Source organism: Legionella hackeliae, assembly GCF_000953655.1.
GTDB classification, from domain to species: Bacteria; Pseudomonadota; Gammaproteobacteria; order Legionellales; family Legionellaceae; genus Tatlockia; species Tatlockia hackeliae.
Map to the genome: position 1 here is coordinate 697,064 of NZ_LN681225.1, position 15,010 is coordinate 712,073.

Here is a 15,010-nt window from a genome sequence, read left to right on the forward strand (position 1 = left end):
TGCATTATAGATGCATTCCTGAGGCATTGGCTAAATATTCTTAAGTACTTAACAGAAAATTGACTAAATACTTAAAATTTCAGCTCGCTCAGCAGCCGCTTTCATAGCATTAAATACTAATGTTTTAAACTGATGCTGCTGTAAAATATCCAAAGCGGCGGCTGTTGTCCCTGCGGGTGAGGTAACCTGCTGTCTTAAGCTGCTTATATCCGCGTTATAGGCCAAAGCTAATGCACCATCGACAGTTTGCAGGGTAAATGTTCTAGCAACTTCCTCATCAAGCCCTAATTTTTGAGCGGCCTCAATCATCGCTTCCATAAACAGAAAAACATAAGCAGGACCGCTACCTGACAATGCGGTAAAGGGATTTAGGTCTTTTTCATTCATTGTCCAATGGATGATGCCTAAACTTTGAAAGATGTTTTCAGCCCACTGTTGGTGTTTGTCATTCATTTTCGCATTGGCTATCAGTGGCGTAGCGCCCTTTCCCAGAGCAATAGGTAAATTCGGCATGCTGCGAATGATAGCTTGGTCTGTTCGACAATATGTTTCTAAAGAGTCGAGCCTAACGCCGGCTGCAATAGAAATGAGTAGGCTGTTATCTGGAAGATGATTACCGACCTCCTGCAAGACCTCGCTCACTTTACCCGGTTTAACAGCCAGAATAATGACCTCTGCATTACGAATAATCTCCAGATTATTAGAAGAGGTAACAATACCATCCTGATTAACTCCGTTAGGAAGAGAAGGGCTTGCTGCAAGAATTTGATAATTCTTATTCACCAATAATCCTTTAGCAATCGCTTGAGCCATATTGCCAAAGCCTATGAAACTAATTTTCATGTGAGTTCCTTAAATTCGTTCACCAAATAATGCCCGGCCAATGCGTACTATGGTGCTACCTGCTCGAATTGCTGCAATCAAGTCTTCACTCATACCCATAGATAGTGTATCCATCGACAGATGAAGTGTTTTATTAAGGTCGTTCATTAAATGGTTCAACCGTAATAGACTTTCATATTGTAATTGCTCGTCATGATGAAGTATGGGAATAGCCATTAGGCCACGCAGTTTTAGCTGAGGTAACTTGCTAATGAATTCAGCAAATTCAGCGGCCTCTTCAGGTTTAATACCTGTCTTAGTGGCTTCATTATCAAGATTAATTTGCAAACAAACACTAAGGGGGGGGAGATTGCCAGGGCGATGCTTACTCAATAGCTCAGCAATATCTTTGCGGCTTAAACTGTGCACCCAATGAAAGTGCTGGGTAATTCCTTTCGCTTTGTTGCTTTGAATGGGTCCTATAAAATGCCAGCAAATAGGCAAAGAATGGAGTGTTTGAATTTTCTGCCAGGCTTCTTGATACTGATTTTCACCGAAGTGTTTAAGACCTGCTTGATAAGCTTCTTGAATTTTCTCAACCGAATGACCTTTACTGACAGCAAGAAGCAATATTTCTTTTGACGAGCGCTGATAATATTGAGCTGTGGATTGAATTAAATCCTGGATGTAATGTACTCTTTCAGCGATGGTGGTCATAGGGTTAAATTAAGCAAAAAAATGGTTAGATAGCAATTAATAGCCGAACTTGGGTATCGCCTGCCCTGTCCAGCGTTTGATGTCATTCCTGTCTGTACGGGAATGACATCATCCGACTTGATTAGGCGTTTTTCTGCATCTCAAGTAGCTGCTTAATTCCTTCCTCGGCAAGAGAAAGCATACTGTTAAGCTGTTCCCGGGTAAAGCTTTTATCTTCGGCAGTGCCCTGTACTTCAATAAAATGTCCTTCTTCATTCATTACAACATTCATGTCGGTTTCAGCCAATACATCTTCAGCATAATCCAAGTCCAAGACAGGTTGACCTCTATAAATTCCAACCGAAACGGCTGCCACATAGTTAAATGCAGGCATTTTGCGTAATTTTTCACGTCCAACCATCCATGCAACGGCATCCTTTAATGCAACACATGCTCCGGTAATTGCCGCAGTACGTGTCCCACCATCTGCTTGTAGTACATCACAATCTAAAGTGATGGTATTTTCTCCAAGAAGTTTTAGATCAACGCAAGTGCGAAGAGAGCGTCCAATCAATCGTTGAATTTCTAAAGTTCGACCGCCTTGCTTGCCTTTACTGGCTTCACGCTCAGTGCGGCTATGTGTTGCACGAGGTAACATGCCGTATTCAGCAGTAACCCAACCTTGATTTTTTCCTTTCAAAAATCTGGGTACCCCATCAATAACTGAAGCATTGCATAAAACACGAGTCTGACCAAATTCAACAAGCACTGAACCTTCAGCATGCTGGGTGTAATTTCGAGTTATCTTTATGGGACGTAATTGACTAGATTCACGATTACTCGGGCGCATGATTAATCCTCGATAAAATGACCAAGTATAAACCTTTCACGCATACTATGCACCTGCCAGGCATACAATAGTTAATAAAAAAGAAGTTTTGCATTTGTACAAATTTAGTATATAGTCGCGCCCACGTTTGGATTAATTGGTATTATTATGACTCACAGTATGACCGCTTTTGCCAGGGTGCAACGCCAACTTGATCTTGGAGTTTTCTGCTGGGAAATTAAATCCGTAAACCACCGTTATCTCGATCTCAGTTTTCGTATGCCAGACTCTTTTCGCTTTTTAGAGCCTGTGTTACGTACTCTGGTGCGTGATAAAATAAGCCGTGGTAAAGTGGAGTGTCAATTAAAATTTCAAGCCACTGTGAGTTCTAGTCAGGCAGCTGTTATTAATGAAAAATTGGTTAATGAATTGCTTTCAGCAGGCGATAAATTAGCGGCTGAAAAATTGATTGCGAATGATTTATCAGTCAGTACCATTATAGCTTGGCCTGGTGTTATTGATGTAACACAACCCGATGCAGAATTATTGGCAAAAGAAGCTGAACAATTATTTGCAGAAGCCTTAACGCAATTGCTTGTCGTAAGAAAAACTGAAGGACAAGCTTTGAAAAAGCAATTAGACTTGCGTTTGGGAAAACTGGATAAAGAAATAAAAGCAAGTTTGCAACAGACATCTAACTCTGTAGAGCAAACCCGTGATAAATTACTAACACGCTTGGCTAATTTTCAATTAGCTATTGATAGTACACGTCTCGAGCAGGAAATGGCTTTACTAATCGCGCGTGCCGATGTTAGTGAAGAGTTGGAACGTTTACAGATTCATGTGAAAGAAGTTGCTAAAATTTTAGAGAATGCAGAAGCTTCTGGACGACGCCTGGATTTTCTAATGCAGGAATTAAATCGTGAAGCGAATACCTTAAGTTCAAAATCGGATTCTATTGCTCTGACTCAAAGTGCATTGGAAATGAAGGTTCTCATTGAGCAAATGCGTGAACAAATTCAAAATATAGAGTAAACATTATGGCTGTTACTTATACAGGAAATTTAATAATAGTAGCCGCACCGTCTGGAGGAGGTAAAACCAGCTTAGTGAGAAAATTGGCATCTAGCGTAGATAATATTGCTATATCTATTTCTCACACAACACGCAACAAGCGTCCTGGTGAGGTAGATGGTGCTGATTATTTTTTTATTGATGAACAGCTCTTCTTGAAAATGGTCAGTGAAAACGCATTTGTTGAATACGCTCAGGTTTTTAGCCACTATTACGGCACTTCTGTGGCTCAAATTAAGGCTCGATTAGAGGCTGGTATTGACGTGCTTCTCGATATCGATTGGCAGGGTGCACAACAGATTCGACGTTTATTTCCTGATGCAGTCTCCGTATTTATTGTTCCTCCCTCCCTGGATGTTCTTAAGCAACGTCTGCAGGGAAGACGTCAGGATCATGAAGACGTTATTAAAGAACGTATGAAACGTGCACAGGATGAACTTAGTCATTATTCTGAATTTGATTACATTATTGTCAATGACGATTTTGAAAAAGCATCAGCAGAATTGCTTGCAATCGTAGTTGCAAACCGCTTGAAAATAGAACGACAATCTATACAACAAAGAAAATTACTTTCTTTCCTGTTGTCATCGCAGTAAAATAGACTATTTTTTGGGCCTTTTACACCTGTTTAGTGACAAGACGTTGATTTTCTGACTTTATTATCAGCACATTAGCTATAGTATATAAAATAAGAGATTAGAAAATCCGTTACTTGTAAACTTAACAAAGGCCCTTAACTATCATTGGCACACAATGTTTGAGTTTCTGGAGGGTAGATGTTATGGCACGTGTAACCGTAGAAGATTGTTTGGAACATGTAGCAAACCGTTTTGAACTGGTAATGGTAGCAACAAAACGTGCTCGCGAGATCGCTGTACGTGGTGAACAGCCTCTGGTTGAGTGGGAAAATGATAAACCTACCGTAGTTGCTCTGCGCGAAATTGCAGCAGGCCTTATTAAGCCAGATATTCTGGATAGAGATTAATTGAATCATTTTCGTTTCAATGGTTTGAACCCCCAGGTATTTCAGGATTTGCTACTGACTTTTGCCGTTGCAGTGCCTGAAAATCTGGGTTTTGCACTTAAATTGTGCAGAAAACAGTTCAATTTACCAAAGACTGAAATCAAGAAATTTGAGCGGTAGTTAAAGGGACGGGAGTATTTTTCGTGAGCTACTTTAAGGAGTTGGACGAAGAGCTTAAATGCTACCTTGAGCAACCGCTTATTGAAAAATGTTATCAAGCCTACTTGGTGGCAGAAAAAGCACATCGTGGTCAAATGCGCCGTTCCGGTGAGCCTTACATTACTCATCCGGTTGCTGCTGCATTAATACTAGCTCGTATGCGTTTGGACTATCAAACCATTATGGCCACTTTGCTTCACGACGTAGTCGAAGACACTTCTATTAGCAAGGAAGATTTAATTCAGCAGTTTGGTGAAGACGTCACTGCTTTAGTGGATGGTGTGACTAAACTAACCAAGATTAAATTTGAATCACGTGCCGAAGCGCAAGCCGAAAATTTTCGTAAAATGGTGCTGGCGATGGTTAAAGATATCCGCGTCATCATCGTTAAATTAGCCGACCGCTACCATAATATGCGTACATTAGGAGCTATGCCCGGAGTTAAAAGACGACGTATTGCCATTGAAACACTGGAAATCTATGCTCCGATTGCAAATCGTTTGGGTATGCATGCTATCTATACCGGCCTTGAGGATTTAGGGTTTCAAGCACTTTACCCGATGCGTTATCGTGCAATTAAATCGGCAGTAGAAAAATCCCGCGGGAATCGTCGAGAGTTAACTCAAAAGATTGAACAGGATTTAGAGCAAGCGCTAAAACAGCTGAATATTCCTTATGAACATGTGTTTGGCAGACAAAAACACTTGTACAGTATTTATCGTAAAATGCGACAAAAGAAAGCGTCTTTTGCTGAAATTACAGACGTTTTTGCTTTTCGTGTGATTACAGAAGATATTGACGCTTGTTATCGTGTATTAGGTGCTTTGCATCGCACCTATAAACCAGTTCCTCAACGTTTTAAAGATTATATTGGTATACCCAAAGCTAACGGTTACCAATCACTACATACCACTTTATTTGGTCCTTTTGGCGTTCCCCTGGAAGTACAAATACGTACTCGTGATATGGATAAAGTGGCTGAGAACGGTGTGGCTGCTCATTGGATTTATAAATCCTCGGGTTTAGAGGTCAATGAAGCGCAATTACGTGCGCGTGAGTGGGTACAGCGACTACTGGAAATGCAGCGCAGCACGGGTAATTCACTGGAGTTTATTGAAAACGTTAAAATCGATTTATTTCCGGATGAAGTTTATGTCTTTACTCCCAAAGGTCATATTATGGAGTTACCGAAAGGAGCAACACCGGTTGATTTTGCTTATACTGTTCATTCCGGAGTAGGTAACAGTTGTGTGGCAGCCAAAGTCAATCGACGTTTGGTCCCATTAAGCATTCCTTTAACGAATGGGCAAACAGTTGAGATTATTACCGCACCAGGGGCTCATCCAAACCCTGCCTGGCTCAATTTTGTGGTAACTGGCAAGGCACGTAGTAATATCCGCCATTTTCTTAAAAGCCAACAGCACGCGGAATCGATTGTTTTAGGAAAGCGTTTATTAGAACAATCATTGACTGAATTATCGAGTGATTATGCAAAAGTTCCCCCAGAAACATTGCAGGCGTTACTTCATGATTTGAATTACAAATCGGCTGATGAACTACTTTATGCAATCGGTATCGGTAACCAAATGCCAATGGTTATTGCGAAACGCTTGATTATTTCTCAGGAAACTTCCGAACTTGATAAATCAACCAAGAGTCGTCCTCTGGCGATTAAAGGAACCGAAGGGATGGTGGTTCATTTTGCAGATTGTTGCCAACCTATTCCAGGTGATAGTATCTTAGGTCGATTCCAGCAAGGAAGAGGTATTATTGTTCATGCCAGTGATTGTCCAAATATCAACCAAGGACGAGGAAATCCCGATCAATTAATTTCTTTACGCTGGGATGAACAAGTACAAGGTGAGTATTGGGTGGATATCACGGTTGAAGTTGCAAATCAGCGCGGTGTTCTTGCTGCATTGGCAACAGCAATTTCTGAAGCGGAATCGAATATCGGTAACATTAATGTCGATCCGCGGGATGGCCGTCATAACGCAGTAACATTTTCTATCAGTGTACGTGACCGAACGCATTTAGCTCGGGTAATGCGACGCTTACGGGCAAATAAAGTAGTCATGCGACTTTATCGTAATAAGCAGGAGAGTAATTGATGCAACCTATTCATAGTGATTTGGCACCAGCTGCAATTGGCACTTATAGTCAGGCAATTCGTTGTGGAAATACAGTTTATCTTTCTGGACAGATACCGCTTGATCCCAAAACCATGCAGTTATGTAGCAATGAAATCCGCATGCAGATTAATCAGGTATTTGATAATCTGATGGCAGTTTGTGAGGCTGCGGGTGGTAGTCTTGCTCATCTTGCCAAACTTACCGTGTATTTAACCGATCTCAGCCATTTCCCCTTGGTTAACGAAGCAATGGCCCGCTATTTTGCAGAGCCTTATCCTGCCCGTGCAGCGATAGGTGTTAGTGCCTTACCTCGTGGAGCGCAAGTTGAGGTTGAGGGCATTATGGTTCTGCCTGCTAAATAGCAAGATAAGCCAGGTGAGTAATACGGAATATACCAAAGTCGGACGTTTCATGTTTCTGATCGTCTGGCTTATCTTTTTTGCTTTGATGTTTGTTTTTTTTTATTCGTATGATTATGTTGGTCAAAGCAAATATCAAATTAACCCGGGTATGGTCACGATAACGCCTGATAAGCAAGGCCATTATTATCTTGACGGCACCATAAATGACTATCCAGTAAAGTTTATGTTAGATACCGGAGCCACATTAGTGGCAATTCCTGAGAGTCTGGCTAAAAAAATGAAGTTACAAGGCCGTTATTCAGTAACTATTCAAACGGCAGGCGGTGATATTACAGGGTCTTTAACCCGTATTAACACATTATCGTTTGCCGATTTTGTTTTAAAGGATGTTAAAGCAGTCATAATACCGGGTGATGATGATTTAGTATTATTAGGTATGAATGTGCTGGGTAAATTTGATTTATCACAAAAAGGGAAGCGTTTAATTTTGAGAAAGGATTAGTGTGCTGATATTTCTTCTAAGCCCCACGACCTGCGCTATGTGCTACCTTAAAATTTATGTCATGCGTCATCTTAAAATCTAGGTCATGCGTCATTTTTTAATCGACGTCCCGCGGCTCGTCAGCGGGATCCATAGATGCTGTGGATAAACACTGAAGCATCCTTCATAATTTGAAGATAATAAAAATGTGTAGTACATAAAGGACTTATAATGGTCCGTCTTTAAGGGGAGTTTTATGAGGGCATTCCTTAGACATAAAACGTAACATATCAGCGTTAAGACTGAATTGTCACACCGCAAATTGTTTATAATACAAATTGAATATAATTGAGTTAGTATGAGTATAGTTTCCTTTCATAATGTCATTTTAAATCTTGGTGGTAACCGTTTACTGGATAAAGCAGACTGGCAAATCCAGCCCCAAGATAGAGTTGCCTTGGTAGGCAGGAATGGTGCTGGCAAATCGTCATTGCTACGTTTATTGCAAGGAGAACTTGTACCAGATAGTGGACAAATAAGTCGCTTAAATGGTTTACGCGTAGCAGGTTTAACCCAGGAAGTTCCAATAACCTCTAAGGAAACGGTTTATCATTTTTTAGTAAAAAGTTTAGGGGAAGTTGGAGAGGTTCTTTCTCAATTCCATGAATTAACAGCAATCAATGACACCGTCAAATTGGCCGCCTGCCAACAAAAAATGGATAATTTACATGCTTGGGATATCTTGCCTCGTATAGAAATGATGGCAAGTCGTCTTGGTGTCGATTCGAATGCTGAGATGAATCAATTATCAGGAGGTATGAAACGTCGTGCACTTTTAGCAGCAGCACTAATCGCTGCTCCTGATTTGTTATTGCTTGATGAGCCTACAAACCATTTAGATGTGAATGCCATTGAATGGTTAGAGTCCTACTTAAAATGCTACACCGGTAGTTTGCTTTTAGTGACCCACGATCGTCAATTTTTAAGTCAGGTGGCTAATCGTATTGTAGAAATTGATCGCGGTAAATTGTACGGCTATGACTGTGACTATGAAACCTTTCTAGACAGGCGAGAAGCAAAGCGTTTAAGCGAGCAAAAACAGAATGACTTATTCGATAAGCGACTTGCTGATGAAGAAGTGTGGATACGCACTGGGATTAAAGCACGACGTACCCGCAATGAAGGGCGAGTAAGAGCTTTAAAAGCCATGCGTGAGGAATATAAGGCACGTCGAGAGCAAATGGGTAAAGTCAAAACCATTTCCCTGGATGTTTCTCGTTCAGGAGCAGTCGTTATTGAAGCCAACCATGTTAACTACAGTATTGAAGGCAAAACGTTATTGCAAGATTTTTCCTTCTTGCTCATGCGTGGCGATAAAGTGGGTATTATTGGCCCTAATGGCTGCGGTAAAACCACGCTCGTACGTTTACTGTTGGGTGAATTAACTCCGGCCTCAGGTACGGTGCGACAAGGAACATCCTTAGAGGTTGCATATTTTGATCAACTAAGGCGCAAACTTGATGAGCAGCAGACAGTGATGGCGAATGTTGGAGACGGGGCTGATTATGTCACCATCAATGGTCAACAAAAACACGTGGCTACCTATCTTCGCGAATTTTTGTTTCCACCAGAGCGCTTTAATCAACTGGTTTCAACTCTCTCAGGAGGAGAGCGTAATCGCTTGTTATTGGCTAAACTTTTTGCAAAACCAGTCAATTTGTTGGTTATGGATGAGCCTACCAACGATCTGGATATTGAAACACTCGAATTGCTGGAAACAATGCTTGTGGATTATCCTGGAACATTGATACTTATTAGCCATGATAGGGCGTTCATTAATCAAGTCGTAACCAGTGTGTTGGTTTATGAGGGTGAGGGCCAATTTAACGAATATGTGGGTGGGTATGATGATTATCAAACCCAGAAAAAACAGCAACGTGAGGTTGCTGCAAAACCTGTCAAATCTCGGCCAAAGAATACCGCAAAACTTAGTTTTAATGAACAGCGTGAATTGACTCAGCTCCCACAAAAAATTGAAGCATTAGAAGAAAAAATTGCACAAGCTCAACTAAAAATGGCTGAGACTGATTTTTATCAGCAAGAGGCACAAGCAATTGCTGCATTTAATCAACAGCTGGCTACTGATGAACACATGCTCGCTGAGCTTTATGAGCGTTGGGAAACATTGGAAGGAAAGGGGTAGATATGCTCTTAACCGTAGCACTGGTCGTTTTTTGTTGTGCAATCATGGTTTTTTTCTCCCAGGAATGGTCGAATTTTTTAAAAAAGATCTTTGCCATTCGTGGCATGAAATTATTACTGCCGTTATTTGTAGTGTCTTTTTTGCTGGTTTACTATGAAGCGTGGGTTTCATGGGGATTATTAACGACCAAATGGTGTTTACATCAGGCGGCCGATTGGATTGCCAGTCAGCTCCCTTTCGATTTCGCACTTCCCGTTGCCAATATAATTTTGATGATGGGTTTGGCAGTATTCCCCGTTGTTCTAGCTAACTTCTGGATTAAACGAAAAAGTTTTGAACCTTTTCAATATGCCTTTGTCACCAGCATGAATATTTGGTTATTAGTGGCTATTCTTTTAACAGTGAGTTATAGCTACTCTTAAGCCTATTAAGTTTAATGGGTTTGCATTTCTCCTAAATGATAAGGATAGCCTTCGCGACATTTTTTAAAAGAGTAATATACATAGGACGGATTCGTAGAAAAGGCATAATGTGTGGCATCATAAGCACAGCAAGGAATCTTACTCATAAAACATCCTCGCTTGGCATGCCACAAAAAACCACTGCTTGTTGGGCTCAAAGAGCGCCCATCCACACAAACGTAACGGGGTTTGTCAGGTTTACCACCAACAATGCAACCTTGTGCGAAAAGAATCCCTGGTAAAAATGCAAAAATACAGTAAATTAGCTTGTTCATTCCCTTGTCCAAACAGCTTGCTATACTATTAAAAATAGAGAAGGTTTCGACCAAATCAAGTGTTTTGTGGAAAATCTTTATAAGTTTAAGGAATACTTAAGAAATTAAGTTTAAAATGAGATTATATGACCCGCCGTTGGAGTAAAGAATGCCTATCCTAAATGATAGATTATTACTGGCCATTAATGAGAGAGCGCTAGCAAGCAAGCCTCAAGCACTTCCCGCATTAAACGCTATATTAAGTACCGATCCAGGTAATGCAAATGCTTTTAGACAAGCCATTTTGAATAATCAAGCGGTTTGGAATAATTTAGGCGCATCTAACTTTGATACAACAGGTCATGGTAATAACAATAATTTTTTGACACTAGATGGAGATCTTGGTCTCGGTGGCGGTCCTACAGTTGCCCAAAATTTTTCGTCCTTATTTAAAGCAGCAGCTATTCGACGGGTAAAACTTGGCTTAAGCCAAATGAATGAACAAGCGCTTACTGCTCTTATTAATGAGGGAACTGCCGCTAATGCGCGTAATATGCTAGTGAATGCTGGTGGACGGATATTAGTGGGACAGCCAGCTACTACTATTCATGGTTGGGCTGCAGCTCCTGTTCTTGATGATCCCGCAATCACTGAAATTCAATTGGAAGCGCAACGCATACTCTTAGCCCAAAAAATTGCTGCATCGACGAATCAGACCCACATAGATGCATTACTCAATGCTAATGATGACCTTACTTTGCGTAATGCCGTAAAAGCTCTAGGTATTCCTGATGCTACTGCCCAAAGAATGACTCATGCAACATTGCATCGTTTAGTAACAGTGGATGCGGCTAAAAAAGGATACCAACTTCATCTAGCTAGTGTTCCTCCACTCCATTTGGTTAATGCCTTTGCAAGCTTACAACTAGGTGATGTTCAATTCATGGCAGACGTGACGGTAGTTCCGGCTCTATATCGCGCCCCACTGAATAATGCCCCAGAGGACATTACCTGGGTTCGGGAACAATTTGGTAAAAAATATCTTGAAGAATATTATGCTAAACATCTGGACCGCAGTGAGCTTGATGATGTAGCAAGTCAACCTGACGTGACTGCGCAGAAAGCTTACTTGAAAACGGCTAATGCAGATGATGCCTATTTAAATGCTGCAGTTACAGATAAAAATCTTCCAAGTTTACGTCAGGTAGCAGCAACACAATCACTAAGCTTAAAAATTGCTGAAATAAATGATGTAGAAACACTTGATGCCCTCACTAAAATCGCGAATGTGCAGGATGTCAAACGTCTTTTATCAACAAGTGATACCTTAGGCTATAAAGCAAATCTTAACTTTCAGAATGCATTTATTGATGCGAAAAGTGCTCAACAAATCGCTGCTGCTGCTTCTGTAAGAAAGCACTTACTGGTAGCAAATGATCCCGTCAAACTCCAGCAATTATTAAACAGTACTAACCCTAGTTTTAAAGCCACCTGGGAGCAATTTACTGGGACACCTGCCTCAGCTGGAGTTGAAAATTATTTTAAGAATCCTGATAACGTAACTAGAGCGAAGCAACAAGCTCTGCAGCAGTTCACTAAACTTACTATGAGCGATGCCACTCTTACCTCTAATGAAGCTGTAAGGAGAATGGTTACTGCTACTAATCCTGGTGAATTGCAAGCTGGTGTGAGAGTTTTGTTAGGTGGAACGCATAATGTTGCTATTCCTCATGTGGACAATTTAATTACTGATCTAACGCATGATTTTGAAAGAAAATTAAAGGCTTATGCTGCTGTTGAAGCTACCTTGCGAGTAACTAAAGAAATAGACCTAAGCGGGGGGAATCTTGCGGCTTTTAAAGCAAAAATCAATGCCCTTAATATTATTAGACCAACATCTGGTCACCGCACAGGGATCGCAGGTGCTGCAGCAACTTTAGATGGCGCTACTTTAGATGCTGTAAATGTTGGCGCTGCAATTGCTTCCCTTTCCCAAAAAGAAAAAGAAGAGTTTCGCGGCAGATTAGTTGAGACATTAATCAATAGACATCCCGATCTCGATGGACCAACTACACAAAATTTTAAAAATCTGGTTGATGCCAAAGATTTTCGTCAATTTAAACAAGCCCTTACTGCTATTGGTATTACCTCGAATGACTGGGTAACTAAAGAAAGCATGGCGGCAGTACAAACTGCTGCAGCTAAGAAATTAATTAGAGCGAATTTGGCCAATTACTCGAACGTTGGTCCGCATGGTGCTCTCCTTAACCTCGTTGAAAAACTACCCTTAGCAAAACAGCAAGGGATTGTTGCAAATCCTGATGTTATTCGCAGCATAATGGATGCACACAGTAGCGACCCAACAAAGCAACGAGCAGTTATTCAACGAGTTTTGGGGGATGATGTCAATGTTAACGACCCATCCTTAGCAGGTTTGGTAGATGCACTGGCAGCAGAAAACCTTCGCAATGCTTATGCTGCTAAAATCATCAATTCCAAGGTGGCAGAGATTATTGGTAACCAACCCCAAGCCCTAACGCTTGCTCAAATTGATGCTATTAATACGATTCTTTTAGACCCTACCACAGATTTAAGAGGTCCTCCAGCAGCTTATAAAACTGCAATTGATCGTATTACTGCTGTTTTAGCACTTCCAGTGGGAGGTTTAAATGCAGCTTTTGGGTATAATCCAGTGGGGCCTGCTGTTGATGCACTCATACAAGGCCCTATTGATGCTCAACGACAACGTAATCAGGACTTAAATGTTAAATATCATGGAAGAGCGGCTCCGCCTGCTCCTGCTGTAATTGCTGCTACCGCAAGTGAAAAAGTCGCCTTGGAATTCTTAATGGGATTAAACAAGAGCGCTGCGTTCCCAAATAACAATCAACAGGTGGCCAATGCGATAACAGCATTTAAACAGTCAGCAACGCCTTCTGCATTTATTCAAGAGTTAGTCAATGCAGGTTTGGTAAATTCTGCCGCAAATCCTGCGGGTATATTTACTTTAGAAAGCCTTAAAAAGCAAATAACTCCAGAGTTATTTGCTGATGCCAAAATCAATGCGAATAAAAAACAATTTCTTGATTCTCCTCAGCAAGAGGTGACTACTGAAATTGAGCGTTTAAAAACAGAGCGACGGTCATTTGAAGATTTACATAAAAAAATAACCGCCTCTGATAAAAAAATTCAAGGACAATTAAAACAATTAGCTGAAACTCGAGCGATTGATTGGTTAAGTCCAGGATTTCAGGCGACTGCAAGGCAAAATGCGCGGGAAATGTTAGACACCTATAAAGAGCTGGATAATGCGTGTGACAGCATGGTGCAGTTTTTTGCGAATGAAAAAGCGCTATTAGAAAAGCAAAAAGCCAGTATCCCACAAGCATCTGATTTACCTGCAACTGCAGAGAAATGGCGTAAAGACAAATTAGCTGCAGCCAGAGCTGAGATTGACAAACAATTAAGATCTGTCGAGAAAGAGCTTAGCCTTTATCAAGGTGTTCAAAAACTCTTAAGAGGGGATCCAACACCTGATCCTACGCAAATTCCCGGTGCACATCCCGCTATAGGAAGTTCTTTAAAGAGACAAGGACTTTTAAAGACACTGGAAGCTGCGATGAAAGGGGAAGATATCAAATTCTTCGGAATCTATTCTTCAATCACAGATTATCCAATCGAGCAGAAAAAATCGTTATTAGGTACTAAGGGTACCGATACAGTTACCATGGGAGGAGGCGTTGTTATACAAACCCGAAAACCTGGTCCTGGTTTGGCGTTTGAGCTTGAAAAACCTATCCCTCAAGGGTGTCTACGTAATCACACGATTGGAGTTATGGTTGGTGGCAATCAGGTTCAAGGTCGATTTTTGGAAGAACGTGGCCCTGATGTTGCAGAAACAACAAAAGATGGTAAGGTGAAATATTCCGCTGATTACACCATTACTTCTCGAGATATTCCTCCTGTAGTACCCGCTGGCCCAAATAATGTTCCCCCTGCTAACAAAACTGCGCAGCGTGAATATTACATGGCAATGGCAATGCAGGCGCTGAAAGGTTTAAACGGTCCGCCATCAAAAGATAATCCTATTTACTTAGGCGGCTCTGATCCCGAAGCCGTGAAAGGTGCCTGGTTAGCTTTGATGGTCATTGGTCAAAATGACCCGAATATGAAATTTAGCAGCGATGCTATTAAAGTGCAAACTCCCGCATTTAGGGCAAGTGAACACCTAAGAAAATGGCCTTTAGAAACCGTTACAGATCCTGAATATAAAGAATTGGTGAAGTATCATAAAGAAGGGCACCTAGAGACCATGAAAGAGCTTTCCAAAGCCAAATTTGGTAAAGAAGCGGTTAAAGTTAAAGAGCAAGATACCAAAGCGGCTAAGCAAACAGCTGATCATTTTCGGGGTGAGATGAAAGATGGTCGTCAGGAAGTGGATCAGAAAAATAAAGAGGTTCAAACCACTCAACCCAATTTATCAGGTATAAAAGCGGGTGGGTAATATTGACGT

13 protein-coding genes are annotated in these 15,010 nt (G+C 41.1%); 9 read left to right on the forward strand and 4 right to left on the reverse strand.

Going from position 1 to position 15,010, the window contains the following annotated elements; translation table 11 throughout:
• Positions 1-63: 63 nt before the first annotated feature.
• The 3 genes from proC to rph all read right to left on the reverse strand — a co-directional run bounded on the left by proC (position 64) and on the right by rph (position 2,368).
• The gene (gene proC / locus LHA_RS03205; RefSeq protein WP_045105253.1) at positions 64-843 is read right to left on the reverse strand and encodes a pyrroline-5-carboxylate reductase; all 780 of its coding nucleotides are present in this window, start codon (positions 841-843) and stop codon (positions 64-66) included.
• Between the two features lie 9 nt (positions 844-852).
• The gene (locus tag LHA_RS03210) at positions 853-1,539 is read right to left on the reverse strand and encodes a YggS family pyridoxal phosphate-dependent enzyme (protein WP_045105254.1); all 687 of its coding nucleotides are present in this window, start codon (positions 1,537-1,539) and stop codon (positions 853-855) included.
• 121 nt (positions 1,540-1,660) lie between these two features.
• Positions 1,661-2,368, reverse strand: coding sequence for a ribonuclease PH (gene rph, locus LHA_RS03215; RefSeq protein ID WP_045105255.1), 708 nt, complete (start codon positions 2,366-2,368; stop codon positions 1,661-1,663).
• Between the two features lie 147 nt (positions 2,369-2,515).
• Here rph and LHA_RS03220 point away from each other — a divergent pair, with 147 nt between their 5' ends.
• From LHA_RS03220 to LHA_RS03255, 8 genes are all read left to right on the forward strand, one after another.
• Positions 2,516-3,382 (forward strand): YicC/YloC family endoribonuclease, encoded by an 867-nt coding sequence (locus LHA_RS03220; protein ID WP_045105256.1) that lies wholly within the window; start codon positions 2,516-2,518, stop codon positions 3,380-3,382.
• 5 nt (positions 3,383-3,387) lie between these two features.
• Positions 3,388-4,017, forward strand: coding sequence for a guanylate kinase (gmk, locus tag LHA_RS03225; protein ID WP_045105257.1), 630 nt, complete (start codon positions 3,388-3,390; stop codon positions 4,015-4,017).
• 185 nt (positions 4,018-4,202) lie between these two features.
• Complete coding sequence (gene rpoZ / locus LHA_RS03230) at positions 4,203-4,406, forward strand: DNA-directed RNA polymerase subunit omega (RefSeq protein WP_045105258.1); 204 nt, start codon at positions 4,203-4,205, stop codon at positions 4,404-4,406.
• A gap of 182 nt (positions 4,407-4,588) precedes the next feature.
• Positions 4,589-6,715: a bifunctional GTP diphosphokinase/guanosine-3',5'-bis pyrophosphate 3'-pyrophosphohydrolase gene (gene spoT, locus LHA_RS03235; protein WP_045105259.1), complete on the forward strand. Its 2,127-nt coding sequence runs from the start codon at positions 4,589-4,591 to the stop codon at positions 6,713-6,715.
• On the forward strand, positions 6,715-7,098 hold the full coding sequence (locus tag LHA_RS03240) for a RidA family protein (protein ID WP_045105260.1): 384 nt from the start codon (positions 6,715-6,717) through the stop codon (positions 7,096-7,098). Before spoT ends, LHA_RS03240 begins: the two co-directional genes overlap by 1 nt.
• 13 nt (positions 7,099-7,111) lie before the next feature.
• On the forward strand, positions 7,112-7,600 hold the full coding sequence (locus LHA_RS03245; RefSeq protein ID WP_045105261.1) for a retropepsin-like aspartic protease family protein: 489 nt from the start codon (positions 7,112-7,114) through the stop codon (positions 7,598-7,600).
• Positions 7,601-7,937: 337 nt separating this feature from the next.
• On the forward strand, positions 7,938-9,782 hold the full coding sequence (locus LHA_RS03250) for an ATP-binding cassette domain-containing protein (protein WP_045105262.1): 1,845 nt from the start codon (positions 7,938-7,940) through the stop codon (positions 9,780-9,782).
• A 2-nt stretch (positions 9,783-9,784) separates the two neighbouring features.
• On the forward strand, positions 9,785-10,204 hold the full coding sequence (locus tag LHA_RS03255; RefSeq protein WP_045105263.1) for a hypothetical protein: 420 nt from the start codon (positions 9,785-9,787) through the stop codon (positions 10,202-10,204).
• 11 nt (positions 10,205-10,215) lie between these two features.
• Here LHA_RS03255 and LHA_RS03260 read toward each other — a convergent pair whose 3' ends face one another.
• Positions 10,216-10,518 (reverse strand): hypothetical protein, encoded by a 303-nt coding sequence (locus tag LHA_RS03260; RefSeq protein WP_045105264.1) that lies wholly within the window; start codon positions 10,516-10,518, stop codon positions 10,216-10,218.
• Positions 10,519-10,666: 148 nt separating this feature from the next.
• Between LHA_RS03260 and LHA_RS03265 the strand changes: the two genes are divergently transcribed.
• Complete coding sequence (locus tag LHA_RS03265) at positions 10,667-15,001, forward strand: hypothetical protein (RefSeq protein ID WP_045105265.1); 4,335 nt, start codon at positions 10,667-10,669, stop codon at positions 14,999-15,001.
• Positions 15,002-15,010: the final 9 nt, after the last annotated feature.

Bases quoted from the DNA above. Each gene is read 5' to 3' on its own strand.
- LHA_RS03240 (WP_045105260.1), top strand. From the start codon at position 6,715: ATGCAACCTATTCATAGTGATTTGGCACCAGCTGCAATTGGCACTTAT.
- LHA_RS03250 (WP_045105262.1), top strand. From the start codon at position 7,938: ATGAGTATAGTTTCCTTTCATAATGTCATTTTAAATCTTGGTGGTAAC.
- proC (WP_045105253.1), bottom strand. From the start codon at position 843: ATGAAAATTAGTTTCATAGGCTTTGGCAATATGGCTCAAGCGATTGCT.
- gmk (WP_045105257.1), top strand. From the start codon at position 3,388: ATGGCTGTTACTTATACAGGAAATTTAATAATAGTAGCCGCACCGTCT.
- LHA_RS03260 (WP_045105264.1), bottom strand. From the start codon at position 10,518: ATGAACAAGCTAATTTACTGTATTTTTGCATTTTTACCAGGGATTCTT.
- rph (WP_045105255.1), bottom strand. From the start codon at position 2,368: ATGCGCCCGAGTAATCGTGAATCTAGTCAATTACGTCCCATAAAGATA.
- rpoZ (WP_045105258.1), top strand. From the start codon at position 4,203: ATGGCACGTGTAACCGTAGAAGATTGTTTGGAACATGTAGCAAACCGT.
- LHA_RS03255 (WP_045105263.1), top strand. From the start codon at position 9,785: ATGCTCTTAACCGTAGCACTGGTCGTTTTTTGTTGTGCAATCATGGTT.
- LHA_RS03265 (WP_045105265.1), top strand. From the start codon at position 10,667: ATGCCTATCCTAAATGATAGATTATTACTGGCCATTAATGAGAGAGCG.
- LHA_RS03210 (WP_045105254.1), bottom strand. From the start codon at position 1,539: ATGACCACCATCGCTGAAAGAGTACATTACATCCAGGATTTAATTCAA.
- LHA_RS03220 (WP_045105256.1), top strand. From the start codon at position 2,516: ATGACTCACAGTATGACCGCTTTTGCCAGGGTGCAACGCCAACTTGAT.